Below are 26868 nucleotides of genomic sequence, written 5' to 3' on the forward strand. Positions count from 1 at the left end.
CGGCCGGCGCGCGCGTATCCGCTCTCGAACTGCCGCCGCCTCTTCTTCCGCGTCATGCAATACCCGTACCGCGGCCGACCCGGCCCGACCCGGAACCGGCAACCGCCTGGCGGCACGACGAAACACGACGACACGAAGACCCGAAGGCCGGAACACTCCGGGACCGCTCGAAGGAATTACCCCGAACGATCACGCCCGCCCTCACCCTCCCCCTGATCATTTCCAGGTTCGGCCATTCCTCCGAATGGCCACGGGGATTACGGGCAGGATCTCGCGGCACCCTGTGCGGGCGGCGCGGGCGGCGACGCCACGACGCGGCGCCCGGTTGCGTGACATGCGTCACGACGGGAACCTCGGCGCCGGAGAGGATCCCGGGCGCGCCACCTCATCGACATTTCGACATTTGTCCGTTTTGGATTCGACATTCCCCTCTCCTGCGGGAACGGAATCTCAGCCACCGCCTTACGCACCCCCTACTTCCCTGGTCACGGCCATTCCTGAATACACATCACATGGTTGTGCCAGTGACCAGATCGTGACCATGCACGATCAACGGCCCGTTTCAAGCCGCGTGCCGAATCCCCCCTGTGAGCGCGAAACGGAAACTTGCCAGGCCAATGGCGGGCTTCTAAGAATGTCGACCATTCCGGCGTCCCGCAGTTCCGGCGCCGGGAGCTTCGCGATCACCGAATGAGGTTACGCATGCAGAAGCATCGGAAGAAGAAGCAGTACCGGAAGATAATCATCGGCGTCAGCGCTCTCGGAATCGTGGGTGTCCCCACGGCCGCCATGGCCTGCTTCGACACGGGCGGCGACGACACCGGCCGCACCCGTACCGTGAGCCACCAGGCGCAGCGCCCGTGGCAGTACCAGCCCTCGGGCAGCCCGGACCTGATGGTCCCCGTGGACGTCCCGACGGCGCCCAGCAGCCCCGCAGCACCCGCGCAGCCGGTCGAGGAGACCTCCCGGCCCGCGCAGACGCAGCCCCCGCAGGCCGAGCCGCCGCAGGCGCAGCCCCCGCAGGCCGCGCCGCAGCCCGCGAAGCCGCCGGTCACCAAGCAGCCGCAGGCACCGCAGGCACCGCAGCCGCCGAAGACCTCGCCCGCGCCCGCGCCGGCCGCCTCGGGCTCCGTCGCCGCGGTCCTCGCCCTGGTCAACCAGGAGCGCGCCGCCGCCGGATGCCAGGCCGTCACCCTGAACGCGAAGCTCACCAAGGCCGCGCAGGACCACAGCGCGGACATGGCCGCCCACAGCAACATGTCCCACACGGGCTCCGACGGCTCCGACCCGGGCACGCGCATCACCCGTGCCGGCTACGCGTGGAGCACGTACGGCGAGAACGTCGCCTACGGCTACAGCACGCCCGAGAAGGTCATGGAGGGCTGGATGAACAGCCCCGGCCACCGCGAGAACATCCTGAACTGCTCCTTCAAGGAGATCGGCATCGGCCTCGCCCAGCCGAACCACTACTGGACGCAGAACTTCGGCACGGCCCGCTGACACCCGCGCCGACGACGCGAAGCGGCGGACAGCAGACGGCGGACCGAGGACCCTTCACAGGTCCTCGGTCCGCCGCGTCATACGGGCCCGGCCCCGGCCACGGCAGGCAGGCAGGCAGGCCGAGCGGTCACAGCCTGAACAGCACTCCGCGCCAGGTCCAGCCCGCCTTGAGGACCGTGTTCTGCAGGGGGTTCCTCATCTGTCCCGTGTCGAACCGGAAAGTCTCGACCTTGCTGCGGCGGCCGTCAGCGCCCCGCCGGTGCTCCCACTGCCGGTAGACCGCCTTGCCCGGCCCCCGGCCGTACTGCTCGCCGGAATGTTCGAGCGCGGGCTCCCACCGCTCTTCGAGGGTGCGCACCTCGTGTTTCGCCGGGACCAGTCGCATGCTGGTCTTCAAGGTCAGCCGCATCTCGGGCACGCGGCACTCCGCCACGAGGTCGGCACGCTCCTTCGCGGTGCCCTCGCGTACGAGGAACACCCCGGCCGGTCCGCCCAGCGCGAGCAGCGCTTCCCGGAGGTCCGCGGCAGCCACCGGCGTGAGGCCGGGCACCGGATGCCTGGTGCCCGTCCGCCGGTCCCAGAAGCCGCCCACGTCAGCCCCCCGCTCCGCTGTCCGGGCGTACCGAGCGCACGAACTCCTGGAAGTCCTCCAGGACGCTGTCGTGCTGGGCTGCGGTCGCGGTGAGTGCCAGCCGGACCATCGCCCGCTTGTGGGGGTCCCCGGTGTCGACGAAGACCAGGTAGACCTGGGACTGGACGAGGTCACGGACATCGCCGCCGTCGGCTCCGGCGGAGAATGCCAGCCTCTGGGTCAGGGCGGGCGACTCCTGCGAACCGACCTCGCGGCGGTGTTCCACCACCACCGACCCGGCGAAGGCGCGCAGGCGCTCCACGGACGCGTCGGCGATCTCCTCGAGCGTCACCCCGTCCTTCGGGAACCCGCCGTCGATGGTGATGTTCGCGGCGAACCCGGCGTCGGGCTGCGGATGCACGGCGGCGAAAGCCACCCCTTCCGCGTCGAACCCTTCCGGACGGGCCGGAAGCCATCCCTCTGGCAGCCGGAACTCGATCGGCACCGGCAGTGTCGCGGCCATCTCGGACCCTCCTTCCTCGGAAACGTACATCAGTCGAGCAGCCAGTCCTTGAAGTCCCCGGCGGCGTCGCCGACCGCGTGGGCCGTGTCGCCCACCGCGTCGGCCGCGTCACCCGCGGTCTTGATCACCTTCTCGGGATCGACGGTGATCTCCAGGCCGAGGGACCCGCCGAGGATCGGGGAGGCGCCCGCCTTGCCGCCGAGCTTCCACACGCCGGTCGTCTCGTCCTTCTTGTAGCCCCACCAGGCCTCGGCGCCGGGACCCGCCCAGCCCTCGGCCGTCAGGCCGACCCCGATGCCCCCGGACTCCACGCCTCCGGTGACGCTGCCCTTCGCCCCGGCGAACGCCTTGGCGCCGACCGTGAACTCTTCCTTGGTGGCTTTGGCGCTGACTCCGGCCTCGGCGCCGGCGAATCCCTCCAGGCGGCCGTAGACGCTCTGGTACTCGCCTCCCGCCCGGCCTTCGGCCAGTCCCCGCACGCCGGCGGAGGCCTCGGCCTTGGCGACGAGGCCCTTGTCGGTGAAGCCCACGTTCGCGGTGGCCCGGGCACCGCCGTAGATGTCGGCGATGCCGGACAACTGCATGCCCGCGAGGTCGGTCTCGCCCTTCGCGGTGCCGTGGAAGAGGTCGGCGTAGGCCTTGACCGAGGCCTCCTTGCCGTACTGGCCGGGACCGGTGGCGCTCCAGCCGACCTTGTCGTTCTTCGTCTCCACCTTGGACTCGTCGAGCTTCTTGGCCTTCGCCAGGTCGCCCTCGGCGTAGTTGTTGAAGCCGGTGAGCGTCTCGTCCAGGCCGCTGCCCTTGCCCAGGGCGTCCCTGTTGGTATCGGTCACGGCCGCCACCAGGGCGTCCTTGACGTGCTGGTCGGCGTCGGAGACGGCCTTGACCCGGTCGTCGATGTGCTTCTGCCACTTGCCGACCGCGAGGCGCACGGTCTCCTGGCCGTCGGGGTCGTGGTGGTAGGCGCTGCGCTCGGACGGGGTCAGCTTGGACCAGTCGAAGGCGACGCGCCCCTGCTCCGAGACGGTCATGCCGGCAGCGACGGCGTCGTCGCGGGCGCTCTCCAGCTTCTTCTTGAGATCGGAGAACTGGTCGCGGGCGCCGCGCAGCAGGCTCGCGATCGCCTTGGCCTGCGTCTGGGCGGCGGTGTACTCGTAGCGGGTCGCCGTGAACTTCGTCCGCGCGACGCCGGCGCTGAGACCGGACCAGTTGTCACCCATGGTGATCTTCTGGACGGTGTCGCCGTAGCGGGTTTCGACCTTCTTCAGCTCTTCCGCGACCTTGTCCCACTGCGCTGCGGCCGTCGTCAGCAGGCCCAGGTCCGTGGTCATGACTTCGTAGTAGGTCAGCACGCCGGCCCCTATATCCCGTGCAGTTGCGACTGCGACAGGAACTGGGTCTTCAGGCCCAGGTCGTTGCCGGTGATGTAGCCCGAGGCGCCACGCAGCGAGGTCTTCTCGCCGGCCAGCCGGCCCATCAGGGTCGTCACCTGCTGCTCCCACGTCTCGGCGACCTTCTTCAGGCCGGCGGCCGTCTCCCAGCCCTCGAAGCCCTTCTGGGCGGAACCCGTGGCCTCGTCCGCGTGCCCGGCGGCGCGCTTTGTGCCCGGCTCCAACTCGTTCTGGATCGTGCCCGCCGCTGCGTTCTTCTCGGCCGGCGACGAGGCGAAGTCCGGCGAGCCGCCCGTGAGGTACGGTCCGGCGGGCTGCGGGGTCACGCCGGGGGCGTAGGGCACCACCGACGGTGGTGTGCCGCCGGGCGCGTAAGGGCCCAGCGGCGGACCGCTGTTCAGCCGCATGTCCACGTGCCGGTCGGATATCTGGTCCAGCTCGTCCGCCATCGTCCAGCCTCCCCGTTGAATGGAGGCCGATCATATGCAAAGCGCAAAAGCAACGGGCAATCCAGTGCGGCCGCTGCCGGGTTCCGGCCCGGCCGGCCGCGTCCGGGCGGACTACCCGCCGTAGAACAGCTCCTCGACCACCGCGCGGGCGCGGCGCGTGATGCGCCGGTAGTCGTCCAGCAGCTCGCCGACCGTGCCCTCCGCGTAGCCGAGGTAGCGGCCCACCGCGGCCAGTTCGCGGGCCTCGGACGGGAAGGTGTCCCCGGCGCGGCCCCGCACCAGCATCACGGCGTTGCGGACCCGGGTCGCCAGCACCCAGGCCTCGTCCAGGATCTGCGCCTCGTCGGTGGGGATCAGCCCGGCCGCGTGCGCGGCCGCGAGGGCCTCGCGGGTACGGGTGGTCCGCAGGCCCGGTTCGGCCCAGGCGTGCCGCATCTGCATCAACTGCACGGTCCACTCGACGTCGCTGAGACCGCCGCGGCCCAGCTTGGTGTGCAGGGTCGGGTCGGCGCCGCGCGGCAGCCGCTCCGACTCCATGCGTGCCTTGAGCCGGCGGATCTCCCGGACGGCGTCCTCGCCGAGGCCCTCGGCCGGGTAGCGCAGCGGGTCGATCAGCTCGATGAAGCGGCGGCCGAGCTCCTCCTCGCCGGCGACCGGTTCGGCCCGCAGCAGCGCCTGGCTCTCCCAGGTCAGCGACCAGCGCCGGTAGTAGGCGGCGTAGGAGGCCAGGGTGCGCACCAGGGGCCCGGAGCGGCCCTCGGGGCGCAGGTCGGCGTCGATGAGCAGCGGCGGGTCCGCGGTGGGCAGCTGGAGCAGTCGGCGCATCTCGGCGATGACGGTCTGGGCTGCCTTGGCGGCCTCCTGCTCGTCGACGCCTTCGCGGGGTTCGTGGACGAAGAGGACGTCGGCGTCGGATCCGTAGCCGAGTTCGTGGCCGCCGAAGCGGCCGACGCCGATGACGGCGAAGCGGGTGGGCAGGGTGTCGCCGTAGTGCGACTGCACGGCGGCGCGCAGGGCGCCGGCGATGGTCGCGGCGGTGAGGTCCGAGACGGCCCCGCCGACCCGGTCGACCAGGGCTCCGTGGTCCTCCTCCGCCGGGCTGTCCTCCGTACCGTAGGAGCCGATGATGTCGGCCGCGGCGGTGCGGAAGAGCTCGCGGCGGCGCACGCCGCGGGCGGCGGCGACGGCGGTCTCGGGGTTCTCGGCGCGGCCCACGGCGGCGAGTACCTCCTGCTGGAGGGCCTCGTGCGTACGGGGCTGCAGGCCTTCGGGGTCGCCGAGCAGGGCCACCGCCTCCGGGGCCCGCATCAGCAGGTCGGGGGCGAGGCGTCCGGCGGACAGCACGCGGGCGAGGTTCTCGGCGGCGGCCCCCTCGTCGCGCAGCAGGCGCAGGTACCAGGGGGTCTTGCCGAGGGCGTCGGAGACCTTGCGGAAGTTCAGCAGGCCGGCGTCCGGGTCGGCGGAGTCGGCGAACCAGCCGAGCATCACCGGCAGCAGGGTGCGCTGGATGGCGGCCTTGCGGGTGACGCCGGAGGCGAGGGCTTCGAGGTGGCGCAGGGCCGAGGCGGGGTCGGCGTAGCCGAGGGCTTCGAGGCGCTGGCCGGCGGCGCGCGGCGAGAGCCGGGTCTCGCCCGGGGTGAGCTGGGCGACCGCGTCCAGCAGCGGCCGGTAGAAGAGCTTCTCGTGCAGGCGCCGGACCACGGAGGCGTGCCGGCGCCAGGCCTTGTGGAGTTCGGCGACGGGTTCGGTGCGCAGGCCCATGGAGCGGCCGAGGCGCCGCAGGTCGTTCTCGTCCTCGGGGACCAGGTGGGTGCGGCGCAGCCGGTAGAGCTGGATGCGGTGCTCCATGGTGCGCAGGAAGCGGTACGCGTCGTGCAGCTGGGCGGCGTCGGCGCGGCCGACGTAGCCGCCGGCGGCGAGGGCGTGGAGGGCGTCGAGGGTGGTGCCGGAGTGCAGGGTGGCGTCGCTGCGGCCGTGGACGAGCTGGAGCAGCTGGACGGCGAACTCCACGTCGCGCAGGCCGCCGGGGCCGAGCTTGAGTTCGCGGTCGACGTGGGCGGCGGGGATGTTGTCGACGACGCGGCGGCGCATCTTCTGGACGTCGGCGACGAAGTTCTCGCGTTCGGCCGCCTGCCAGACCAGGGGGCTTATGGCGTCGATGTACTCGGAGCCCAGGCTCGCGTCGCCGGCGACGGCGCGGGCCTTGAGGAGCGCCTGGAACTCCCAGGTCTTCGCCCAGCGCTGGTAGTAGGCCAGGTGGGAGGCGAGGGTGCGGACGAGGGGTCCGTTGCGGCCCTCGGGGCGGAGGTTGGCGTCGACGGGCCAGATGGTGCCCTCGACGGTGGTCTCCGAGCAGATCCGCATCAGGTGCGAGGCGAGGCGGGTGGCTGCCTGGAGGGCCTTGGCCTCGTCGGCGCCGTCCCCTGCGGATCCGCCGTTCGCAGACCCCGCTGCGGCGTCCCCCACGAAGATCACGTCGACGTCGGAGACGTAGTTGAGCTCGTTGCCGCCGCACTTGCCCATCGCGATGACGGCGAGGCGGCAGATCGCCGCGTCCTCGGGGGCGGCGGCGGAGGCGATCCGCAGGGCGGCGCGCAGGGTGGCGGTGGCGAGGTCGGCGAGCTCGGCGGCGGTCTGCGCGACGTCGATGGTGCCGCAGACGTCGCGGGCCGCGATGGACATCAGGCAGCGCCGGTAGGAGACGCGCAGGGCGACGGGGTCGTGGGCGTCGGCGAGGCAGCGCTCGAACTCGGGAAGTCCCGGGTGCAGGTCGGCAGCCTCGTACGTGACGAGGCCGAGCCAGTCGAGGGGGTGGCGGGCGAGGTGGTCGGCGAGCGCCTCGGAGGCGCCGAGCACACCGAGGAGGCGGTCGCGGAGGGGTTTGGCGCTGACGAGGGTGTCGAGGAGCCCGGGGAGCTTGCCGTCGGGCTGCGCCTCGGCGAGCCGGACGAGGCCGCGCAGGGCGAGGTCGGGGTCGGCGGTCGCGCCGAGGGCGTCGAGCAGTACGGGGTCGGCGCGTACGGCGGCGAGCGCGTCGGAGTCGAGCAGCCGGGCGGCTGCGGAGGGGTCGGTGAAACCGCTGCGGAGCAGCCGGATGAAGGTGCTGCTCCTGCGTCCCGGGACTGTCATCCCGCCGCCTCCCGCGGTCGTCGCTGCCACTGCCTTGGCTGTGCGTCGCACTGCCCTGACCTGCCTGGGGCGAGCCTAGCCGGAGCAGGCGTTCGACTCACCGGGACGTACCATGACGTGGATTATCGGATTATCCGAATACTTAGGGCGGAATGGGGCCCGCTCCCCGCCGACCGGCCACGAGGAGCCCCATGCCCGACGGATACCCCCGCCCCGGTCCCGCCGCGGGCGACCGTGTCCCGGCGACGCCGCCGCCCGGGCGGGGGCCGATGCACGGGCCGCAGGAGCGGTACGGGCAGCAGTACGGGCAGCAAGGTCACGCGTGGAGCCAGGAGCCCCAGCAGTACCACCTGGCCCACCTCCCCCACCAGCACCAACACCCGCAGCCCGTAGGTGAGTTTCACCATGGCCCGCAGATCCAGCGGATCCACGAGCCCCGGGAGCCGGAGGGGGCGTACGGCTTCCAGCAGCCGCACCCGGCGCAGCCGGAGTTCCCTCTGCCGCAGGCGCAGTCGGCCGGGGGCTCCTGGCAGGCCCACGAGCCCCGGCACGCGCACCAGACCCACCCAGCGCCCCAACAGGCGCAGCATGCGCAGGAGTTCCAGCAGCCGCACCCGGCGCAGCCGGTCATCCCGCCGCCGCAGGCGCAGCAGGCCGAGCAGCCCTTCCTGTGGCAGCAGGCTCAGCCCCTCTACGTGCCCCAGGAGTTGCCCCACCCGCACCCGGGCCGAACGGGCCAACAGCCGTTCCTGCCCCCGCAGGCACAGCACACCGTTGAGCCCCAGCACACGCAGCAGACGCACCCGGCAGCGATCCCGGAGCCGCGGGTCCCGGTCGGAGCGGCCGAGACAGCCCTCGGCGACGGCGGCCCGCCGGCTTCGGCCGGACGGACCGAAGCCACCGCGGCAGAGCCCCCGGGCCCTCGTGGGCGCGAGGCCGCCCGGCTCGCCCGCGAGGACGAGGCCGAGCCCGTAGCCGCCGGCCCCGCAGCGTCGCCCGCCGAAGGCCCGGCCGGCCCCCAGTCCGCGGGGAGGGCCCGCCGCGGCCGCAAGGGCGCGCGGGGCCGCAAAGCCGACGCCGGAACGAGCGGCGGCCGCCGGGCGGCACGACCGGCCGCCGAGGCGGAGACCGGACCCGACACCGCAGCCGGCCCGGCACGGTCATCCGCCGCACCCCAGGAACCACCCAGCGGCCGCAGGGCCGCCCGCCCGACCCGCAAAGCCGAAGCCGAAGCCGAAGTGACAGCACCGCAAGGGCAGCGTGGGCGGCGTGGACGCCGCCGCGGGTCCGCCGAAGCCGCCGCCGGGCGCGGGGCTGCCGAAGCCGACGCCGGGCGGGGGGCTGCCCAGCCGGCCGCGAAGCGAGAGGCTGCCGAGGCCGCCGCCAGGCGAGGACCTGCCCAGGCCACCGCCGGGCGAAGGCCTGCCCAGCCGGCCGCCAGCCGAGGAGCTGCCGAAGCCGCCGCCGGGCGCGGGGCTGCCCAGCCGGCCGCGAAGCGAGAGGCTGCCGAGGCCGCCGCCAGGCGAGGAGTTGCCGAGGCCACCGCCGGGCGAGGACCTGCCCAGGCCGCCGCCGGGCGCGGGGCTGGTCGGCGGCATCGGTGGGCCGGCCTCGTCAAGGCCGTCGCCCTCTGCGCGGCCCTCGCCGCGACCGGCATGCTCGTGCTCCGCGGCCACGAGGCCCTCGCCGGCCTGGCCGGCGACACCCCCACCGCCGCGCCGCCGACGGTCGGCGGCGCCGTATCCGACCCGGGCCGCGTCGTCCAGATCGTCGCGCACCCCGACGACGATCTGTACTTCATGAATCCGGACCTGCGTTACTCCCTGTCCGCCGGCCACCCCGTGGCCTCCGTGTACCTCACCGCGGGCGAGGCCGACGGCGTCAACGCCACCGCCGCCAAGGGGGCCACCACCAGACCCGACAAGCCCGCCTACGCCGAGGCCCGCCAGAACGGCATCCGCGCCGCCTACGCCAAGATGGCCACCGGCGACCGCACCAGCGCCTGGCAGCGCACCGTCGTCCCGACGAAGGGCGGCGGCCACGCGGAGGTCGACGTCCTCGTCGCCAAACCCCAGGTCAACCTGGTCTGGCTGCAGCTGCGCGAGGCCGGCCACGGCTACGCCGACGTACCCGAGAGCCTGCACGGCCTGTGGGACGGCAAGGTCTCCCGACTGGGGTCGATGCTCTCCTCCGGGACCCCCGTCAAGCAGCGGTTCGCGTACTCCAAGGACCAGGTCGTCCAGACCCTCGTCGGCATCATGGAGCAGTACCGGCCGACCACCGTCCGCTTCCAGGACCCGACCCCCGGCCGGTACCCGGACACCAAGCAGTACACCGACCACCAGGACCACTTCTACGGCGCCCGCTTCGTGCAGCTGGCCGCGGCCGCCTACGCGAAGGACGTGACGGACCGCCCGCACTTTGCGGTGCAGAACTACGTCGGCTACGTCAACGGCTCCCTCCCCAGCGCCCTGGACCCGCAGGAGGCCAAGGAGAAACTGGACAGCCTCGACACCTACGCCTGGCTCGACCGGCAGAACCACTGCGGCAGCGACGCCGGCTGCGGTGACCTCAAGGTCGCCGACCGCCCGGCGGGCAACCGGTGGACGGACACCGTCAACTACGCCCGCGGCACCGGCACCGACTGGCTGACCTCCGACACGGACCACGGCCTGTGGGCCTTCAAGGTGCTCGACGGCCAGGTCGCCGTCTGGCACCGGCCCGGCCCGGTCGGCCCCTGGCGGGGCCCGGACCTGCTGCCCGGCACGGGAATGGATCCGGGCGTCGGCGCCGTGACGCTGAAGGACGGCCGCATCGCCGTCTTCGGCACCCGCACCTCCTTCGGGGCCAGGCCAGCCGACTACCGGCGCGAGGTCGTCTACGCGGTCCAGAAGCAGCCCGGGGCGGACGGGTTCGGGGAGTGGCAGTCGCTCGGCACCCCCGAGACCGCGGACGAGGCGTGGACCTCCGACATCAGCGCACCGGCCGTCTCGGTCGACGGCACCGGGCGGCTGGCGGCGTACGTCCGCGACGGCGCGTACAGCCTGCGCGGCCGGGTGCAGCAGCCGGACGGCGGCTGGGGGCCCTGGGAGAACCACGGCGGCGAGGACCTGCACGGCGCCCCGGTCACCGCGATCGACGGCGCGGGGCGGCGCATGGTCCTGTCCGCGACGTCGAAGACGGTCGTCGGCTGGGCGCAGCCGAAGCCGGGCGCCCCGCTCGGCCGGGCCACGGCCACCGGGCTGCCCGCCACCACGCTGCCGCTGACCGCGCAGGGCCGCGAGGGCGGGGTGCGGCTGTGGTTCCGCAAACCCGGCTCGGGCAACGTCCGTACGGCCCTGATGACGGCCGACGACGGCCTGAAGGTCAACAACATGACCGACCTCGGCGGGCTGAACGGCTTCGGCTCGGTGACGGCGAGCGGGCACGTGCTGGCGGGCCGCACGGCGGGCGGACAGCTCGGCTCGGAGCTCGGTCCGGGCCGGCCGTGGGGGCGCTCCCCGCTGATGTTCGTCGGCGCGCCCTCCTCCACGAAGACCGGGAGGAACATGGTCAGTCTCGCGGTGGTGGGGCTCGACGCGCGGCTGTACGTGACCTCGTCGGCGGACGCGCCGAACGCCTACCTGGCGCCGTGGCAGCCGGTGGGCCCGCGCAACGCCGCTCCCTAGCACGGCGGGCACGGACACCGGGCACGGACGGGGCGCGGACTGCCAGGCCAGGCACGGACGGGGAGACCGAGCCGACGGGCCGACGGGCCGACGGTGGCGGACGAACCACCTCCGCTTCGATGGCACTCAGCAGGCACTTTCCGGACAGCAGGAGTCATCGGCCGCTGCGGTGAACCAAGTTCGCCGATTCGGACTCTCTTTGACTGCTCAGTCATTTCCCTGCCCGGAACGAACCCAAGGCGTGCCCGATGCCGTTGACCCGTCGCCGCTTCGCGGCCCTGCTCACCGTGCTGACAGCCGGCACCACCGGCGTACTCTCCCTGGCCTCCGGCCAGCAGACCCCCGCCGGAGCCGCCCCGGGGAAGAACCCGACCGTCGTCCTGCCCGCCAGCGTCACCGCCGGCTCGGTCGTCCAGGTCGTCGCGCACCCCGACGACGACCTGTTCTTCATGAACCCCGACCTCAGCCGCTCCCTGCGCTCCGGCACCCAGGTCACCACCGCCTACCTCACCTCGGGCGAGTCCGACGGCCGCAACGAGGCGCACGGCGACGCGGCCAGGGATCCCGAACAGCCCGCCGACCGCGCCCACTACGCGGAGGCCCGGCAGAACGGCATCCGCTCCGCCTACGCCCAGATGGCCACCGGCGACCGCACCAGCGCGTGGCGGCGCACGGTCGTGGACACCGCCGGCGGGGGCCGCGCCGAGGTCGACGTACTCATAGCGAAGCCGCAGGTCAACCTGGTGTGGCTGATGCTGCGCGAGGCCCGCAGCACCGGCCAGGACACCCCCGAGAGCCTGCGCGGCCTGTGGAACGGCCGGATACCCGCGCTGGAGTCCCAGCTGACCTCCGGGACCCCGGTCAAGCAGGGCTTCTCGTACACGAAGGACCAGCTGATACGGGCGATAGCCGGGATACTGGAGCACTACCGGCCCACGACGATACGGATGCAGGACCCCACCCCCGGCCGGTACGGGGAGAACGGCCGCTTCACCGACCACCAGGACCACATGTACGGCGCCCGCTTCGTGCAGGCCGCCACCACCGCCTACGCCGAACAGGTCCAGCGGCGACCGCACTTCTCGGTCCAGAGCTACCTCGGCTACCACAACAGCACGCTCCCGCACTCGCTGGACCCGCAGACGGCCGAGACGAAGACCGACTACCTGCGGACCTACGCCTGGCAGGACCACCAGGACTACTGCGGAAGCCCCTCGGGCTGCGGCGACCGCAAGGTCGCGGGCAACCCGACCGGACGCAACTGGGCCCAGTCGCTGCGCTACACCCGCGCCGACAACGCGTCCTGGCTGACCGAGGGGACACCGGGCACCCTCTGGGCCTTCACCGTGCTGGACGGCCGCATGGCGTACTGGCGGCGCGACACCGCCGGCGTCTGGGCGAAGCCGGTCTTCCTCACGGGCACGGGCATCGACCCCGGCGCGACCGCCGCCCGGCTCCCCGACGGCCGCGTCGCCGTCCTCGCCACCCGCACGGTCCTCGGTCCCGCCCCCGCGGACTACCGGCGCGAGGTCGTGTACGCCGTCCAGGTCTCGCCCGGCGGGGCGTTCGGCGCGTGGCAGTCGCTCGGCACCCCCGAGAAGGGCGACGACGAGGGCACCTCGGCCATCAGCGCGCCCGCGGCCGCGGTGGACGCCCGGGGCCTCCTCACCGTCTACCTGCGCGACTCCCGCCGCACGCTGCGCGCCGTCGTCCAGCAGCCCGACGGCGGCTTCTCCCCCTGGCAGCGCCTCGGCGGCGAGGACCTGCAGAGCGACCCGGTCACGGCGGTCGACACCGCCGGGCGGCGGCACGTGTACGCGACGACCACGACCTCGGTACTGGCCTGGACCCAGGAGTCCGCGGACGGCCCGCTGCGCGGGCCCTCACCCACGGGCCTGCCGGCCACCACGGTCCCGCTGACGGCCTCCCCGGACGGAGCGGGCGTCCGCCTGTACTTCCGCCGGCCCGACTCGGGGGTGGTGCGCACCGCCGTGGTCACCGCCGGGCCCGCGACCAAGCCCCAGGTCTCCTCCGTCACGGAGGCGGGCGGCCGGGCCGGCTACGGCGCGGTCGGCGCTGCGGGACGCCACGTGGCGGGCCGCGCGGACAGCGGCACGGTCAGCACCTCCGGGCTCGGCGGCCCTCCGGCCTGGGCGGAATCCCGCATGCTCTTCGCGGGCGCCCCGGCGGCCGTCATGGAACCGGGCGGCACGACGACCACGACGGTCCTCGGCCTGGACGCCGAACTCCACACCTTCACCACCCCGTCCACCCCCGCCCGCCCCACCTGGCACCGCGCGGTCCGCTGACGCCCGGCCGCCCGTCGGGGTGCCCGGAAGGCCGCGGGGCCCGGAACGCCGCGGGGCCCGGCCGCCCGTCGGGCTGCCCGGAACGCCGCGGGGGCGGCCGACGTCGCTGTCGGTCCGCCCCCGCGGCGCCGCACCGGGGTCAGGCGCCCAGGTGGTGGCCCTTCGCCCACTCCAGCTCGCCGTCCGCGACACAGTTCGAGGTGTAGATCGGGCCCGTGAACGCCGGGCGGCTGGCGGGCACCGCGGCGAGCGAGGAGCAGTTCGACGAGTAGCCAGCGCGACCGCCGGAGAAGTAGTCGATGTCGACCCCGTCGTTGGCCAGAGCCGCACCGGCCCCGCCCAGCAGGATGCCGGCGGCCAGGACGGACGCGGTGACAGCAGAACGAATACGCATGACTCCCCTAAGGATCTGTGGAACGACGACGCGCTGGTGAATGTGCGCGTCGGCCGGTCCAACAGCTCCGGGGCACCGCCGGGAACGGCAGTTCACTCCAATGCCAGCCGCCGTATCGTTTCGACAACACACGCCCCCCGTTCGCGCCCCCTGGGCCGTGTCCGCGAGATCCCGCCCTCCCGCGGGCGCCCGGCGCTAAGCCCCGGACCCGACCTGGGTCCGGGGGTGGAGTGCCACCGGCAGCCGGTCGAGCACGATGCCGAACTCCGCGCGGTAGGCCGCCCGCACCTCCTCGTCGGTCGTCAGCTCCTCCTCCGTCCGGTCGCCGTCCGCCGACGTGGCGATGAGGGTGCGGTCCCGCAGGGTGATCCGGCCGCCGTCCTCGGTGATCCGGGAGCAGACCGGGCCCCTGGTGAAACCGGACTCGGGGCTGGTGCGGTGCCACCAGGCGCCGGGCCGGAAGTCGGCGAGCACCCGGGGCCGGGTCTCCAGCCGGTAGGCCGGCACGCCGTCGCGCAGTACGTCGAGGTCGCCCTCCGCACCGTCTGCGGCCGGCCTGACGAGGAACACCCCGCAGGGATCCTTCTGCTCGCCCGGCTCCTCCAGGTCGAGAGGGTGCGCGCTGTGCTCGCCGAAGCCCACGTCGGCGAGCCAGCGCCCGTCGACGCGCAGCGCGAGGTGGTCGTACGGGATCCCCACCCCGCCGTCCTTGCCGTACACCCGCGCCTGGAGGAGCTCCACCCGGTGCCCGAGTGCGCGCAGCAACTGAGCGAACGCACCGTTCAGTTCGTAGCAGATGCCACCGCGCCCGGCGGTCACGATCTTGTCGAAGAGTGCGTCCCGGGTGAGCGTGATGTCCTCGCCGAGGTGGATCGCCAGGTTCTCGAACGGCACCGTCCGCAGATGGCGCAGGTGCAGCTCGCGCAGCGAGCCGCCCGTGGCCCGCCGGGGCCGCACCACCCCCAGCCGGCGCAGATAGGCATTGGTACGGACGTCGTCGAGAGGTTCCATCCCCCCACTCTCCCCACCCGCCGCCCCGAAGACCATGCGCCTTTGGACCTAGTCCCCGCCCGAATCACCGATCACGAATTTTCGGTGTGCACCGAAGGATGAGGACCATGGGGAACCTGGAGATGAGCACCGGCAGTTGCGCGCGTCTGGGTTCGGCACACACTGAGATTAGGCCCGCGTCACAGGGTTGCCGATGCACTCACCCTCACGTAAGGCGGGCAGAAGCGAACACCGGCGCAGAGGGGAATCTGCCATGCCCGAAGAAGCTGAGATTCGCGGTACCGTCAGCAAAGCGGGAGAGGAAACGGTTGAGGTCTTCAAGATGTCCCTCGACCTCGATGAAGCATCACGGGAAAAGCTGAAGGCGGACCCGAGCGGGGTCCTGAAGCGCTTTCTGGAATCCCAGGGGTACACGGTCAACGCCCTGAACATCCCGGATTTGCTGGCCAACGAGGATGTATGGCCCTCGGGGTGGCACCACATTCCCAGCGGCCCCGACAAGTCGAGCTGGCATCCGATCTACCTGTAGGCAGGCGTCGGCCGGAGAGTATCTCCGCCGTACGCTCCGCGCCCCCAGAACATCAAGGCACCACATCGACGGCCCACAGACGGCCCAGGGGCAGTGAGACGGCTCCGGGCCGGTGGTCGACGACCACCGGCCCGGAGTGTTGCGCGGCCCGCAGGGGCGGTGACCTGCGGTTAGAGCACCGGGAGGTTCTTGCGGAGTTCGAAGGCCGTGACCTCCGAGCGGTACTCCTCCCACTCCTGCTTCTTGTTGCGGAGGAAGAAGTCGAAGACGTGTTCGCCGAGGGTTTCGGCGACCAGTTCGCTGCGTTCCATCAGGGAGATGGCCTCGCCGAGGTTCTGCGGGAGGGGTTCGATGCCCATCGCGCGGCGTTCGGCGTCGGAGAGGGCCCAGACGTCGTCGTCGGCGCCCGCCGGGAGTTCGTAGCCCTCCTCGATGCCCTTGAGGCCGGCCGCCAGGAGGACCGCGTACGTCAGGTACGGGTTGGCGCCCGAGTCGATCGAGCGGACCTCGATGCGGGAGGAGCCCATCTTGCCCGGCTTGTACATCGGGACGCGGATCAGGGCCGAGCGGTTGTTGTGGCCCCAGCAGATGTACGAGGGGGCCTCGCCGCCCGCGCCGGCGCTGCGCGAGGAGCCGCCCCAGATGCGCTTGTAGGAGTTGACCCACTGGTTGGTGACCGCGGCCGTCTCGGCGGCGTGCCGCAGCAGGCCCGCGATGAAGGAGCGGCCGACCTTCGAGAGCTGGTACTCGGCGCCCGACTCGTAGAAGGCGTTGCGGTCGCCCTCGAAGAGGGAGAGGTGGGTGTGCATGCCCGAGCCGGGGTACTCCGAGAACGGCTTCGGCATGAAGGTGGCCTGGACGCCCTGTTCGAGGGCCACCTGCTTCATGACCAGGCGGAAGGTCATGATGTTGTCGGCGGTGGAGAGGGCGTCGGCGTAGCGCAGGTCGATCTCCTGCTGGCCCGGGGCGCCCTCGTGGTGGCTGAACTCCACCGAGATGCCCATCGATTCGAGCATGGTGATGGCCTGGCGGCGGAAGTCCATGCCCACGTTCTGCGGGGTGTGGTCGAAGTAGCCGGAGTTGTCGGCCGGGACCGGGCGGGTGCCGTCCAGCGGCTTGTCCTTCAGCAGGAAGAACTCGATCTCCGGGTGGGTGTAGAAGGTGAAGCCCAGGTCGGAGGTCTTGGCGAGGATGCGCTTGAGGACGTAGCGCGGGTCCGCGAAGGACGGGGAGCCGTCCGGCATGAGGATGTCGCAGAACATCCGGGCGGTCCCGGGGGCCTCGGCGCGCCACGGCAGTATCTGGAACGTGCCCGGATCCGGCTTGGCGATCATGTCGGACTCGTAGACCCGTGCGAAGCCCTCGATGGCGGAGCCGTCGAAGCCGATGCCCTCGTCGAAGGCCTGCTCCAGCTCCGCCGGGGCGACCGCGACGGACTTCAGGAAGCCCAGTACGTCGGTGAACCACAGGCGCACGAAGCGGATGTCGCGCTCCTCAAGCGTCCGGAGGACGAATTCCTGCTGCTTGTCCATGCCTTCATCCTCGCAGTTCAGACGGCCTGTGCACCACCGCCTGACCGGTCGCGGCGCACTCGGGCCGACCCAGTATCGCCAGTGGTGGTTTCCGCCACATTACGCACCCGGGAAAGGTCGCGGCACCCCCGCACTGACCTCGGCCCGGTCATGAGCATTACCATCTGCGCCCATGGGGGGCCGGGAGTACGCGCAGCGGGGGCGTCGGGGACGTTCCGCGCTCCGGCGTGCCGTCGTGCTGGCGGTCCTCGGAGCGCTGGCCGGCGCACTGTTCCTCTGTGCCCGCCCGGGCGGGTCGCACTCCGCCTCCGTCTCCGCCTCCGAGGCGCGGGCGCACGGTGCGGCGCATGCCGTCTGCGTGTCCCCGTACGACCTGCCCGGTTGCACTCCCCTCGCGCACGTGACCGCGGCCGTGCTGCCCGTGCCGCCGCCCGCCGTGACCGTGCCCGGCGGCGGCGCGCCGCCCGCCGCGCAGCCGGCGGCGGTGGGGCGGATCCGGCCGCCCGAGGCGCTGGCACGCGCCCCCGACCTGCATGTTCTCCAGGTGCTGCGGACCTGACGGGTCCGGTTTTGCGTTCCGCCCACCCCCCTCATCACACGAAGGAACCAGAGCACATGGCCAGCAAGTCCGGCAGGACCCCCCAGCACACCGACCCGAACTCCCGCCAGGCGCGGATAGCCGAGATGCGCCGCGTGGAGAAGGCTCGGGAGCGGCGCAACAAGGCGATCGCGATCACGGTCTCGTCGGCCGTCGTCGTCGGTCTCGTCGGTTTCGGCGCCTGGGTGCTGATCGAGCAGAAGCAGGAGGAGCAGCGCAAGGCGGCTGCCGCGGAGAAGCTCCGCGAGGAGGCGGAGGAGATCCGCAAGAAGCCGGTCGAGGGCGAGCAGCTCTGGGACGTGAAGAAGCTCGGCCGCAACCATGTCGAGACGCCGGTGAAGTACGAGATGAACCCGCCGGTCGGCGGTGACCACCACCCCCGCTGGATGAACTGCAACGGCGACGTCTACAAGACCCCGGTGCCCGAGGTGAACGCCGTCCACTCGCTGGAGCACGGCGCGGTCTGGGTGACGTACAACGACAAGGCCGCCCCGGCCGACGTGGACAAGCTCGCCGCGACCGTCGGCAAGACCCCGTACACGCTGATGAGCCCGGTCAAGGAGCAGACCGGGACGATCATGCTCAGCGCGTGGGGCAAGCAGCTGACCGTGGACACGGCGGACGACCCGCGGGTGGCGCAGTTCTTCACCAAGTACGTGCAGGGCGAGCAGACGCCGGAGCCGGGCGCGGCCTGCACCAGCGGGGTGGCCGGCAAGTGAGCCGCGCGATCCCCCGTACGTACTGGGTCGCGGGCACGGCCGTCCTGCTGGCTCTGCTGTTCGCGGCGGCGGCCACGGTCGCCGCCGCGAACGGCGGTTCCGCCGCCCGGCCGGCGCCCGCACCCCGTACGCCGGGCCTGCACTCCGCCGACGCCGGCTTCGCACGGGACATGGCGGTCCATCACCAGCAGGCGGTGGAGATGTCCTTCATCGTGCGCGACCGCACCCAGGACGAGGCGGTGCGCACCCTCGCCTACGACATCGCCAACACCCAGGCCAACCAGCGGGGCATGATGCTCGGCTGGCTGGACCTGTGGGGGCTGCCGAAGGTGGTGGCCGACGAGCCGCCGATGTCGTGGATGGGGAGCTCGGCGGGCCACGGCGGTCATGCCGGGCACGGTCCCGCCAAGCCCGGTGCGCTGATGCCCGGCATGGCCACCAAGGAGGAGCTGGAGCAGCTGGGTGCCGCCTCGGGGCGGGATGCGGAGGTGCTCTTCCTCCAGCTGATGACCGACCACCACAAGGGTGGCGTGACGATGGCCGAGGGGTGCGCGCAGCAGTGCGTGACGCCTGTGGAGCGGCAGCTGGCGCAGGGCATGGTCGACGCGCAGCGCGCGGAGGTCACCCTCATGGCGGACATGCTGGAGCAGCGCGGAGCCACACCGCGCGGGTGACGGGACACGCTCGTACGGTGGGGGGAGGCGCCCTCTCACCCGTACGGGCGTGTGCTCCGCCGTTCGGGGGCCGCCGGGTGGGCCGATCGGCCGTATCCCGGTGGGGACGCCGGACCGGGTGCGCCCGCTCCCGGCCGTGTACACGTGCTCAGGAGGTTCCGTCATGACGACCGCCGCAGACATCATGCACCCCGGGGCCCAGTGGATCCCGGCGCACGAGACCCTCGACCGGGCTGCCGAGCTGATGGCCCGGCTGAACGTGGGTGCGCTGCCCATCAGCGACGCCGAAGAGCGGTTGTGCGGCATCGTCACCGACCGCGACATCGTCGTGAACTGCGTGGCCAAGGGTCTGGACCCGTCGAAGATGACGTGCGGGGACCTGGCCAAGGGCACTCCGCGCTGGATCGACGCCGGCGCGGACGTGTCCGCCGTGCTGGAGGAGATGGAGAGCCACCAGATCAAGCGGCTGCCCGTGATCAAGGACAAGAAGCTGGTCGGCATGATCAGCGAGGCCGACCTGGCCCAGCACCTGTCCGAGGACCAGCTGGCGGGCTTCGTCGAGAAGGTCTACGCCCGGCGCTGACGGGGCCCGCAGCGCGTGGCCCGTCAGCCCCGCTCGGCCCCGTCAGCCCTCCTCGGCCCCGTCAGCACGGTCAGCCGTCAGCCGGCCAGGCCTTCGGAGGCGTCCCCCCGCCCCCGCTCGCTCGTCTCCACGACCGCCCGGGCCACCTGGTCCGGGCGGTCGAGCATGACCAGGTGCCCGGCGGGCTCGGCGACGTCGAAGCGGGCGCCGAGGCGGTCGGCGAGGTCGGCCTGGCGTCCCAGCCAGCGCAGCGCGCCGCGGCCGGACGTGCCGTCGTGACCGGCGAGGACGGTGGCGGGGGCGGTCAGCGGGCGGGTGTGGCGCAGCGCCGCCAGTTCGGCGGCCATGTCCGGGTAGCGGGAGTTCTCCAGCAGGGCTCCGCGCCAGACCCGCCCGGTGCGGTAGCACCGGCGTACGAGGTCCGGCGCGGCCGGGTCGCCGCCGCCCGTGCGGGAGGCCCGTACGGTGGCACGCCGGGCCGCGGGGCCCAGCGCGGCGGGCAGCCCGGCGGCGGTCACGGCCCGGCCGAGGGCGCGGGCGGCGCCGGTGCGCAGCGCGGCGGGCAAGACCGCACGGGGGTCCTCCTCGACGCTGGCGTCGACGAGGACCAGGGCGGCGGTGCGTTCCGGGTGGAGGCGGGCGAAGGCCTCGGTGTGGAAAGCGGCGATCGAGTGGCCGACGACGGTGACGGGGGCGGCCGCGGGCCCGCCGTGTCCCAGCGCGTCGAGGAGGCCGGCGATCCGGTGGGCCTCTCCGGCGGTGGTGGGCGGGGCGGTGGCGGGGGCGCTCAGGCCGTGGCCGGGCCGGTCGAAGCGGACGACGGTGCGGCCCTGGGCGACGAGCAGCGCGGCGACGGCGTCCCAGTCGAACCAGGCCATGGCGAGTCCGGCGCTGAGTACGCACACGGGGCCCCGGCCCTCGACGACGACGTGCAGCGGCGTCCCGTCGACGTTGAGGAACATGGTCATGTGCGGCGTTCCTTGTGGACGGAGTAGGCGAGCAGGCCCAGCCAGATTGCCACGAGGAGCACCTGGAGCCGCTGACCGGCGCCGAGTGCCCAGGTGCCGCGTCCGGCGGTGAACATCGCGATGGCGGACAGGGTCCAGGCGGTGGCGAGCAGTTCCATGACGACCAGCGCGGGGCCGTAGCGGGCGAGCGGGGCGAACCAGCCGTAGCGGCGGGCCGCGACGGTCAGGGCCACGAGACCCACCAGGGCCCCGGTCATGGCGAGGCTGCTGCTGACGGCATGGGCCTGGTGGGTGGCGGGGACGAGCCCGGCGGTCTCCCGGGCGGCGCATTCGGGGTCCGCGGTGGGCGTGCAGCTCAGCGGGAGCCATGCGTCGGCCGCGGTGGCCGCGCCGAAGAGGGTGACCCCGGCCCAGCCGACGACCGCCCAGAGGCGACGCGACTCGGTGTACTTCAGCAGCCGTATCAGGGCCAGCAGGCCGCCGGCGAAGGCGAGCATCCCGGCGGTGAAGTCGGTGGCCCGGAAGAGGCCGCCGAGCGGCTGGTCCTGGGCGGCGAGTTCGCTGACGTACGTCTGGATGGGGTTCAGGCCCGTGGAGAGGACGACTTCGAGCACCCACGCGGTGTACGCCGCGCCGGCGAGGCCGATGAGGAGGGCGACCGGCCAGGCGGTGCGCGGAGAGAGCCCATCTGGGGACATAGTGTGACTAATCCTAATCAAGCTCGGGGTCGGTCCTCCGCCGATCGGATACCCACCCCGGGTAGGGTTCCGGCCATGACGCGCAGTGCTCGGCGAGCCGCCCCGGGGCCCCGGCTGCTGGTGCTCGCCGCGCTGCTGCTGGGCGCCTTCACCCTGCTGTCCCCGGGCCGCCCCACCGCGCCCCACACCATGGAGGACGTGTCCTCGGGCCGGTGCGTTGCCTCGCCGGCGGCCTCCGGTGCGGCGGGGCGCGGTGGCGCTCACCACATCCCCGCCACCCCGCCCCACGTGCGCGGGGCGCTCCAGGAACCGTCCGCGGAGCCGGACCAGGCCGCCCGGGCCGTGCTGTCCGCGACCGGAACGGGCCGCCCCGGGGCCGGCTGCCACGCCGCTGCCACGGCGACCGCCCGTGGTCTCCTCGTCCGGCCGGCGGTACTGCGGATATAGGCCCGCGGCCCGGCGTCACCCTGCCGGGGCGGTCGGCCACCGCCGTGGCCCGTCCCCCGCGCCCGCCCCCACCGCCGCCGCGGCAGCCGCCGCCGCGGCCCGGCGGCCGCACCGCCGCCGCATTGCCGTCGGCACGCCCCTGTCGCCGTAGCCCGCACCGCATCGCCGCACCGGCACCGCATCGCCGGACCGCTGCCGCGGCGGCGTGCCCGCGTCCGCCGCGCGGCGCCGCCGGGCCGCGCCCGTGAACCCGTCACACCACACCCCGAGGTGCTCCCATGCCCTGTCTCCCCACCCGCCGCTCCGTACTCGGCGCCGCCGCGGCCGCCGCCGGCTCCGGGCTGCTCGCCGCCTGCTCCGGGCCGGCGGGCTCCGCCGGCTCCCCGGGCTCCGCCGCGGGCTCCCGCACGGCCCACGGCTCCATGCGGCACGGCGGCCCGAAGGCCGACGGGCCCGAGGGGTACGTCGATCCGGCCGGGCCCGAGGTCCGGGCCGCCGAGGCCGCCCGCGCAGTCACCGGCCCGCGCACCGAGGTCAAGGTCACCGCCACCGCCGCCACGCTCGACCTCGGCGGCGGGCGCACGGTGCGCTCCTGGGCGTACGGCGACCGGCTGCCGGGCCAGGAGGTCCGCGCCACCGCGGGCGGCACCCTCGCCCTCACCCTGGCCAACAACCTCCCCGAGGCCACCTCCCTGCACTGGCACGGCCTCGCGCTGCGCAATGACATGGACGGGGTCCCGGGGCTGACCCAGCGGGACATCGCCCCGGGCGGGTCCTTCGCGTACGAGTTCGCCGTCACGCACCCGGGCACGTACTGGTTCCACCCGCACACCGGGGTCCAGCAGGACCGCGGCCTGTACGCGCCGCTCATCGTCGAGGACCCCAGAGAGCCGCTCTCCTACGACAAGGAGTGGGTGGTGGTCCTCGACGACTGGATCGACGGGGTGGACGGGGCCACCCCCGACGCCGTCCTCGCCGAACTCCGCAAGGGCATGAGCGCGCAGACCGCGGGCGGCGCCCACGGGCACAAGTACGTCCACATGGGCGGCGAGAGCGACATCCTCGGCAAGGACGCGGGCGACGTCGTCTACCCGCACTACTTGGTCAACGGGCGGGTGCCGGAGGACCCGTCCGTCTTCACCGCCCGCCCCGGGGACCGGATCCGGCTGCGCATCGTCAACGCCGGCGGGGACACGGCCTTCCGGATCGCCCTCGGCGGCCACCGGCTGACGGTCACCCACACCGACGGCTTCCCGGTCGAACACGCCGCGACGGGTTCACTGCTGCTGGGCATGGGCGAGCGCTACGACGTCCTGGTCACCGCTCAGGACGGGGTCTTCCCGCTCACCGCGCTGGCGGAGGGCAAGGAGGGTTCGGCGCTCGCGGTACTGCGCACGGGGACGGGCACGGCCCCCACCGCGGCGACCCGGCCGGCCGAGCTGGGGACACGGCCGCTGATGGCGGACGCGCTGCGGGCCGCGGGTCCGGCCGTGTTGGCGGCCAGGGAGCCGGACCGTACGGTGCAGATCCGCCTGACCGGCTCCATGACCCGCTACGACTGGGCCTTCGACGGCGCCCCGTACACGCCGGACCAGCGGCATCCGGTCAAGGCGGGCGAGCGGGTCCGGCTGGAGTTCCGCAACGCGACCCCGATGTGGCATCCGGTGCACCTGCACGGGCACACGTTCGCCCTGGGCACGGAGCCCGGCGGGGCGCGCAAGGACACCGCGATCGTCCTGCCGGGCGGGCGGCTGACGGCGGACTTCGACGCCGACAACCCGGGGCTGTGGATGACGCACTGCCACAACGTCTACCACTCGGAGTCCGGGATGATGACCGTGCTCGGCTACCAGCTCCAGCCGACTCCGGCCGGCCCACGGGGAGGCGGGCGGGAATTCGGAAGGGCGTTCGCCACCGGCATGGCACTCTTGCTGTGATCACGACAGCCGCGACAAAGGACGCTTCCGCCGGTATGACCACCCCGCCGAACCCGCCCAGCACCCCCTCCGGCCCGCCGACGGAACCGGCGGGCACGCCCGCCCCCGAGGCGGCGCCGATACCGGCGCCCGCCCAGCCCCTCTCCCTCGAGAAGACCGCGGCACCCGAACCCGCCTCCGCGCCGGACTCAGCGCCCGCGCCGGAAACACCTCCGGCGGCTGCGGCCCCGGAAACCGCGGCCGCGCAGGCGACCCCGGAAACCGCCACTCCGGAAACCGCCACTCCGGAAGCGGCGTCCGAAGCGGCGTCGGCCGCCGAGGCGCCCACCGCCGAACCGGCCCCGGCCCCCTCGGCGTTCGCCCCGCCCACCCAGGCCACCCCGGCCCCGCAGGCCCCCGCCGCACCGGCCGCGCCGTTCGGGGCCCCCGGGGTGCCCGCCGGCCCCGCCGACCCGTGGGCGCAGCCCGTTCCCGGCTATGCAGCGGCCCCGTACGGCGGCTACCCGCAGGCCGGCGAGTCCACCAACGGCCTGGCCGTCGCCACCCTGATCGTCGGCGGTTTCGGCGTCGTCCTCGCCTTCGTGCCGTTCCTCTTCTGGCTCGGCGGCATCCTCGCCGTGACCGGTGTCGGCCTGGGCATCGGCGCCATCGTGCGCGCCAACAAGGGCGCCCCGAACAAGTCGATGGCCGTCATCGGCACCGTGCTCGCCGGTGCGGGCATCCTCGCCTCCGTCGGCGGCTTCTTCCTGACCGTCTCCGTCATGGAACGCACCACCGACCGCATCGAGGCGGGCATCGACGACTTCGCCGACTACGATCCGGAGCTGGACGGCCCGTACCCCAGCAGCGAGCCCTGGCCGTCCGGGTCCGCGCCGGCCTCACCCTCGCCCTCCCAGGTGCCCGGCCTGACCAGCGCCCTGCCGTTCGGCGAGACCTACACCTACCCGAACGGGGTCAAGGTGAGCCTGTCGAAGCCGACGAAGTACGAACCGAAGGGCATCATCGCCCGCGAGCAGGTCAAGAACGCGATCCAGATCACGATCACCATCACCAACGGCTCGACCGCGCCGCACGAGGTCATCTACGCCGTCCCCAACGTCCGCGACGACAAGGGCATGACCGCCGAGATGGTCTTCGACACCGGCGGCGGCAGCACCGTCCCGAAGATGGTCAAGGGATCGATCCTGCCCGGCGAATCCGCAAGCGGCGTCGTGGCGTTCGAGATCCCCGAGGGGACCGGCAGCATCACCGCGGACATCGCCGCCGGGACCCTGCTCGACGACGTGAAGTACGCGGGCCCCATCGGCTGACGCGACCTCCCGACCGACTCACGACCGGCCACCCGACCGGCCGCGCGGCAGGCCCCGGCACGCCGTGCGGCCCCGGGAAACAGGCGGGGCCCAGGACATCGCGTCAGAAAGACGATTAGACTGGGCCCCGTGCCTCAACTACGCCTCGCTCTGAATCAGATCGACTCGCACGTCGGCAACATCGCCGCGAACGCCGACTCGGTCGTGCACTGGACCCGGCACTCCGCCGAGCAGGGCGCCCACCTGGTGGCGTTCCCGGAGATGATGCTGACCGGGTACCCCGTCGAGGACCTCGCCCTGCGCGGCTCCTTCGTCGAGGCCTCCCGCGGCGCACTGCGCGACCTCGCGGAGCGGCTGGCCGCCGAGGGCCTCGGCGAACTGCCGGTCGTCGTCGGCTACCTCGACCGGACCGAGAAGGCCACGCCCCGCCTCGGGCGCCCGGCCGGCTCCCCGGAGAACGCCGCGGCCGTCCTGCACCGCGGCCGGGTGGTGCTGCGCTTCGCCAAGCACCACCTCCCCAACTACGGCGTGTTCGACGAGTTCCGGTACTTCGTGCCGGGCGACACGCAGCCGGTGATCCGGGTGCGCGGCGTCGACGTGGCCCTGGCCATCTGCGAGGACCTCTGGCAGGAGGGCGGCCGGGTCCCGGCCACCCGCTCCGCCGGAGCCGGGCTGCTGGTCTCGATCAACGCCTCCCCGTACGAGCGCAACAAGGACGACGTACGCCTCGAACTGGTGCAGAAGCGGGCCCAGGAGGCCGGCTGCACCCTCGCCTACCTGGCGATGATCGGCGGGCAGGACGAGCTGGTCTTCGACGGCGACTCGATCGTCGTCGGCGCCGACGGCGAGGTCATCGCCCGCGCCCCGCAGTTCTCCGAGGGCTGCGTCCTGGTCGACCTCGACCTGCCCGCCGCGCGCGCCGACGCCCCCGAGGGAGTGGTCGACGACGGGCTGCGCATCGACCGCGTCATCCTGTCCGAGGAGCCGGTGGAGCCGTACGAACCGGTCGTGACCGGCGGCTACGCCGACCGGCTCGACGACGACGAGGAGGTCTACGACGCGCTGGTCGTGGGCCTGCGCGCGTACGTGAAGAAGAACGGATTCCGCTCCGTCCTGGTCGGACTCTCCGGAGGCATCGACTCCGCGCTCGTCGCCGCCATCGCCTGCGACGCGATCGGCGCGCAGAACGTGTACGGCATCTCGATGCCCTCGAAGTACTCCTCGGACCACTCCAAGGGCGACGCGGCCGACCTGGCCGAGCGCACCGGCCTGAACTTCCGGACCGTGCCGATCGAGCCCATGTTCGACGCGTACATGGGCTCGCTGGGCCTCACCGGGCTGGCCGAGGAGAACCTCCAGTCCCGGCTGCGCGGCACCATGCTGATGGCCGTCTCCAACCAGGAGGGCCACATCGTGATGGCCCCCGGCAACAAGTCGGAGCTGGCCGTCGGCTACTCCACCCTGTACGGCGACTCGGTCGGCGCGTACGGCCCGATCAAGGACGTCTACAAGAGCGACGTCTTCCGGCTCGCCCGGTACCGCAACCGGGCCGCGGCCGAGCGCGGCGAGACCCCGCCGATCCCGGAGAACTCGATCGTGAAACCGCCGAGCGCCGAGCTGCGCCCCGGGCAGGTGGACACCGACTCGCTGCCGGACTACCCGGTCCTCGACGCGATCCTCGCCCTGTACGTGGACCGGGACCAGGGGCTGGAGGAGATCGTGGCGGCCGGCTTCGACGCCGAGCTGGTCGCGAAGACCCTGCGGATGGTCGACACGGCCGAGTACAAGCGCCGCCAGTACCCGCCGGGCACGAAGATCTCCGCGAAGGGCTTCGGCAAGGACCGCCGGCTGCCCATCACCAACGGCTGGCGCGAGCGGGCGTAGGCGCCCGCCGGGCAGGCCCGCCGCAGCGCCGAGGGGCCCCGCCG

The 26868-nt window shown here is 73.1% G+C and carries 23 protein-coding genes; 12 read left to right on the forward strand and 11 right to left on the reverse strand.

Annotation, left to right across the window (positions count from 1 at the left end):
• The first annotated feature begins 702 nt into the window (after nt 1–702).
• The gene (locus tag AVW11_RS11920) at nt 703–1500 is read left to right on the forward strand and encodes a CAP domain-containing protein (protein WP_076043960.1); all 798 of its coding nucleotides are present in this window, start codon (nt 703–705) and stop codon (nt 1498–1500) included.
• Between the two features lie 127 nt (nt 1501–1627).
• Here the strand turns inward: AVW11_RS11920 and AVW11_RS11925 are convergent, their stop codons facing one another.
• The 6 genes from AVW11_RS11925 to AVW11_RS11950 all read right to left on the reverse strand — a co-directional run bounded on the left by AVW11_RS11925 (nt 1628) and on the right by AVW11_RS11950 (nt 8366).
• Nucleotides 1628–2092 carry a hypothetical protein gene (locus AVW11_RS11925; protein WP_030849123.1) on the reverse strand — a complete coding sequence of 155 codons (465 nt, stop codon included), beginning with the start codon at nt 2090–2092 and terminating at the stop codon, nt 1628–1630.
• Nucleotide 2093: 1 nt separating this feature from the next.
• On the reverse strand, nt 2094–2594 hold the full coding sequence (locus AVW11_RS11930) for a hypothetical protein (protein WP_060178309.1): 501 nt from the start codon (nt 2592–2594) through the stop codon (nt 2094–2096).
• A gap of 29 nt (nt 2595–2623) precedes the next feature.
• Nucleotides 2624–3925: a hypothetical protein gene (locus AVW11_RS11935; protein WP_037833627.1), complete on the reverse strand. Its 1302-nt coding sequence runs from the start codon at nt 3923–3925 to the stop codon at nt 2624–2626.
• A 29-nt stretch (nt 3926–3954) separates the two neighbouring features.
• Nucleotides 3955–4434, reverse strand: coding sequence for a hypothetical protein (locus AVW11_RS11940; protein WP_060178239.1), 480 nt, complete (start codon nt 4432–4434; stop codon nt 3955–3957).
• A gap of 111 nt (nt 4435–4545) precedes the next feature.
• A complete protein-coding gene (locus AVW11_RS11945) occupies nt 4546–7563 on the reverse strand; it encodes a bifunctional [glutamine synthetase] adenylyltransferase/[glutamine synthetase]-adenylyl-L-tyrosine phosphorylase (protein ID WP_060178240.1) in 3018 nt (1005 codons plus the stop codon).
• A gap of 122 nt (nt 7564–7685) precedes the next feature.
• Nucleotides 7686–8366 carry a hypothetical protein gene (locus AVW11_RS11950; protein WP_076043961.1) on the reverse strand — a complete coding sequence of 227 codons (681 nt, stop codon included), beginning with the start codon at nt 8364–8366 and terminating at the stop codon, nt 7686–7688.
• 852 nt (nt 8367–9218) lie between these two features.
• Here AVW11_RS11950 and AVW11_RS11955 point away from each other — a divergent pair.
• Nucleotides 9219–11231 carry a PIG-L family deacetylase gene (locus tag AVW11_RS11955; protein WP_076043962.1) on the forward strand — a complete coding sequence of 671 codons (2013 nt, stop codon included), beginning with the start codon at nt 9219–9221 and terminating at the stop codon, nt 11229–11231.
• Between the two features lie 248 nt (nt 11232–11479).
• Complete coding sequence (locus AVW11_RS11960) at nt 11480–13540, forward strand: PIG-L family deacetylase (RefSeq protein ID WP_076043963.1); 2061 nt, start codon at nt 11480–11482, stop codon at nt 13538–13540.
• Between the two features lie 139 nt (nt 13541–13679).
• On the opposite strand, the gene AVW11_RS11965 is transcribed toward AVW11_RS11960, so the two are convergent.
• Together AVW11_RS11965 and AVW11_RS11970 are read right to left on the reverse strand one after the other, a co-directional pair.
• A complete protein-coding gene (locus AVW11_RS11965) occupies nt 13680–13934 on the reverse strand; it encodes a hypothetical protein (RefSeq protein WP_225884719.1) in 255 nt (84 codons plus the stop codon).
• Between the two features lie 195 nt (nt 13935–14129).
• Nucleotides 14130–14945, reverse strand: coding sequence for an arylamine N-acetyltransferase family protein (locus AVW11_RS11970; protein WP_076043964.1), 816 nt, complete (start codon nt 14943–14945; stop codon nt 14130–14132).
• Nucleotides 14946–15198: 253 nt separating this feature from the next.
• On the opposite strand from AVW11_RS11970, the gene AVW11_RS11975 reads away from it, so the two are divergent.
• Nucleotides 15199–15474 (forward strand): hypothetical protein, encoded by a 276-nt coding sequence (locus tag AVW11_RS11975; RefSeq protein ID WP_060178244.1) that lies wholly within the window; start codon nt 15199–15201, stop codon nt 15472–15474.
• Nucleotides 15475–15644: 170 nt separating this feature from the next.
• Here the strand turns inward: AVW11_RS11975 and AVW11_RS11980 are convergent, their stop codons facing one another.
• Complete coding sequence (locus AVW11_RS11980) at nt 15645–17006, reverse strand: glutamine synthetase family protein (RefSeq protein WP_030037474.1); 1362 nt, start codon at nt 17004–17006, stop codon at nt 15645–15647.
• 172 nt (nt 17007–17178) lie between these two features.
• On the opposite strand from AVW11_RS11980, the gene AVW11_RS11985 reads away from it, so the two are divergent.
• The 4 genes from AVW11_RS11985 to AVW11_RS12000 all read left to right on the forward strand — a co-directional run bounded on the left by AVW11_RS11985 (nt 17179) and on the right by AVW11_RS12000 (nt 19580).
• On the forward strand, nt 17179–17565 hold the full coding sequence (locus AVW11_RS11985) for a hypothetical protein (protein WP_076043965.1): 387 nt from the start codon (nt 17179–17181) through the stop codon (nt 17563–17565).
• Nucleotides 17566–17690: 125 nt separating this feature from the next.
• On the forward strand, nt 17691–18323 hold the full coding sequence (locus AVW11_RS11990; RefSeq protein WP_051700468.1) for a DUF3105 domain-containing protein: 633 nt from the start codon (nt 17691–17693) through the stop codon (nt 18321–18323).
• Nucleotides 18320–18997, forward strand: a complete 678-nt coding sequence (locus tag AVW11_RS11995) for a DUF305 domain-containing protein (protein WP_076043966.1) — start codon at nt 18320–18322, stop codon at nt 18995–18997. The genes AVW11_RS11990 and AVW11_RS11995 overlap by 4 nt, the downstream gene beginning before the upstream one ends.
• Nucleotides 18998–19160: 163 nt before the next feature.
• Entirely contained in the window at nt 19161–19580 is a 420-nt protein-coding gene (locus tag AVW11_RS12000; RefSeq protein WP_060178246.1) for a CBS domain-containing protein, read from the forward strand.
• A gap of 77 nt (nt 19581–19657) precedes the next feature.
• On the opposite strand, the gene AVW11_RS12005 is transcribed toward AVW11_RS12000, so the two are convergent.
• Both AVW11_RS12005 and AVW11_RS12010 read right to left on the reverse strand, forming a co-directional pair.
• Nucleotides 19658–20548, reverse strand: a complete 891-nt coding sequence (locus tag AVW11_RS12005) for an alpha/beta fold hydrolase (RefSeq protein ID WP_076043967.1) — start codon at nt 20546–20548, stop codon at nt 19658–19660.
• Nucleotides 20545–21246, reverse strand: coding sequence for a DUF998 domain-containing protein (locus AVW11_RS12010; RefSeq protein WP_060178248.1), 702 nt, complete (start codon nt 21244–21246; stop codon nt 20545–20547). The genes AVW11_RS12005 and AVW11_RS12010 overlap by 4 nt, the downstream gene beginning before the upstream one ends.
• Before the next feature lie 75 nt (nt 21247–21321).
• Here AVW11_RS12010 and AVW11_RS12015 point away from each other — a divergent pair, with 75 nt between their 5' ends.
• The 4 genes from AVW11_RS12015 to AVW11_RS12030 all read left to right on the forward strand — a co-directional run bounded on the left by AVW11_RS12015 (nt 21322) and on the right by AVW11_RS12030 (nt 26824).
• Entirely contained in the window at nt 21322–21693 is a 372-nt protein-coding gene (locus tag AVW11_RS12015) for a hypothetical protein (protein ID WP_143568834.1), read from the forward strand.
• A gap of 278 nt (nt 21694–21971) precedes the next feature.
• Nucleotides 21972–23630 (forward strand): multicopper oxidase family protein, encoded by a 1659-nt coding sequence (locus tag AVW11_RS12020; protein ID WP_076043969.1) that lies wholly within the window; start codon nt 21972–21974, stop codon nt 23628–23630.
• A gap of 35 nt (nt 23631–23665) precedes the next feature.
• The gene (locus AVW11_RS38950) at nt 23666–24940 is read left to right on the forward strand and encodes a DUF4190 and DUF4352 domain-containing protein (RefSeq protein WP_076043970.1); all 1275 of its coding nucleotides are present in this window, start codon (nt 23666–23668) and stop codon (nt 24938–24940) included.
• A gap of 129 nt (nt 24941–25069) precedes the next feature.
• Nucleotides 25070–26824, forward strand: coding sequence for an NAD+ synthase (locus AVW11_RS12030; RefSeq protein WP_060178252.1), 1755 nt, complete (start codon nt 25070–25072; stop codon nt 26822–26824).
• Nucleotides 26825–26868 lie beyond the last annotated feature (44 nt).

Source organism: Streptomyces amritsarensis, assembly GCF_001953875.1.
GTDB lineage: Bacteria > Actinomycetota > Actinomycetes > Streptomycetales > Streptomycetaceae > Streptomyces > Streptomyces amritsarensis.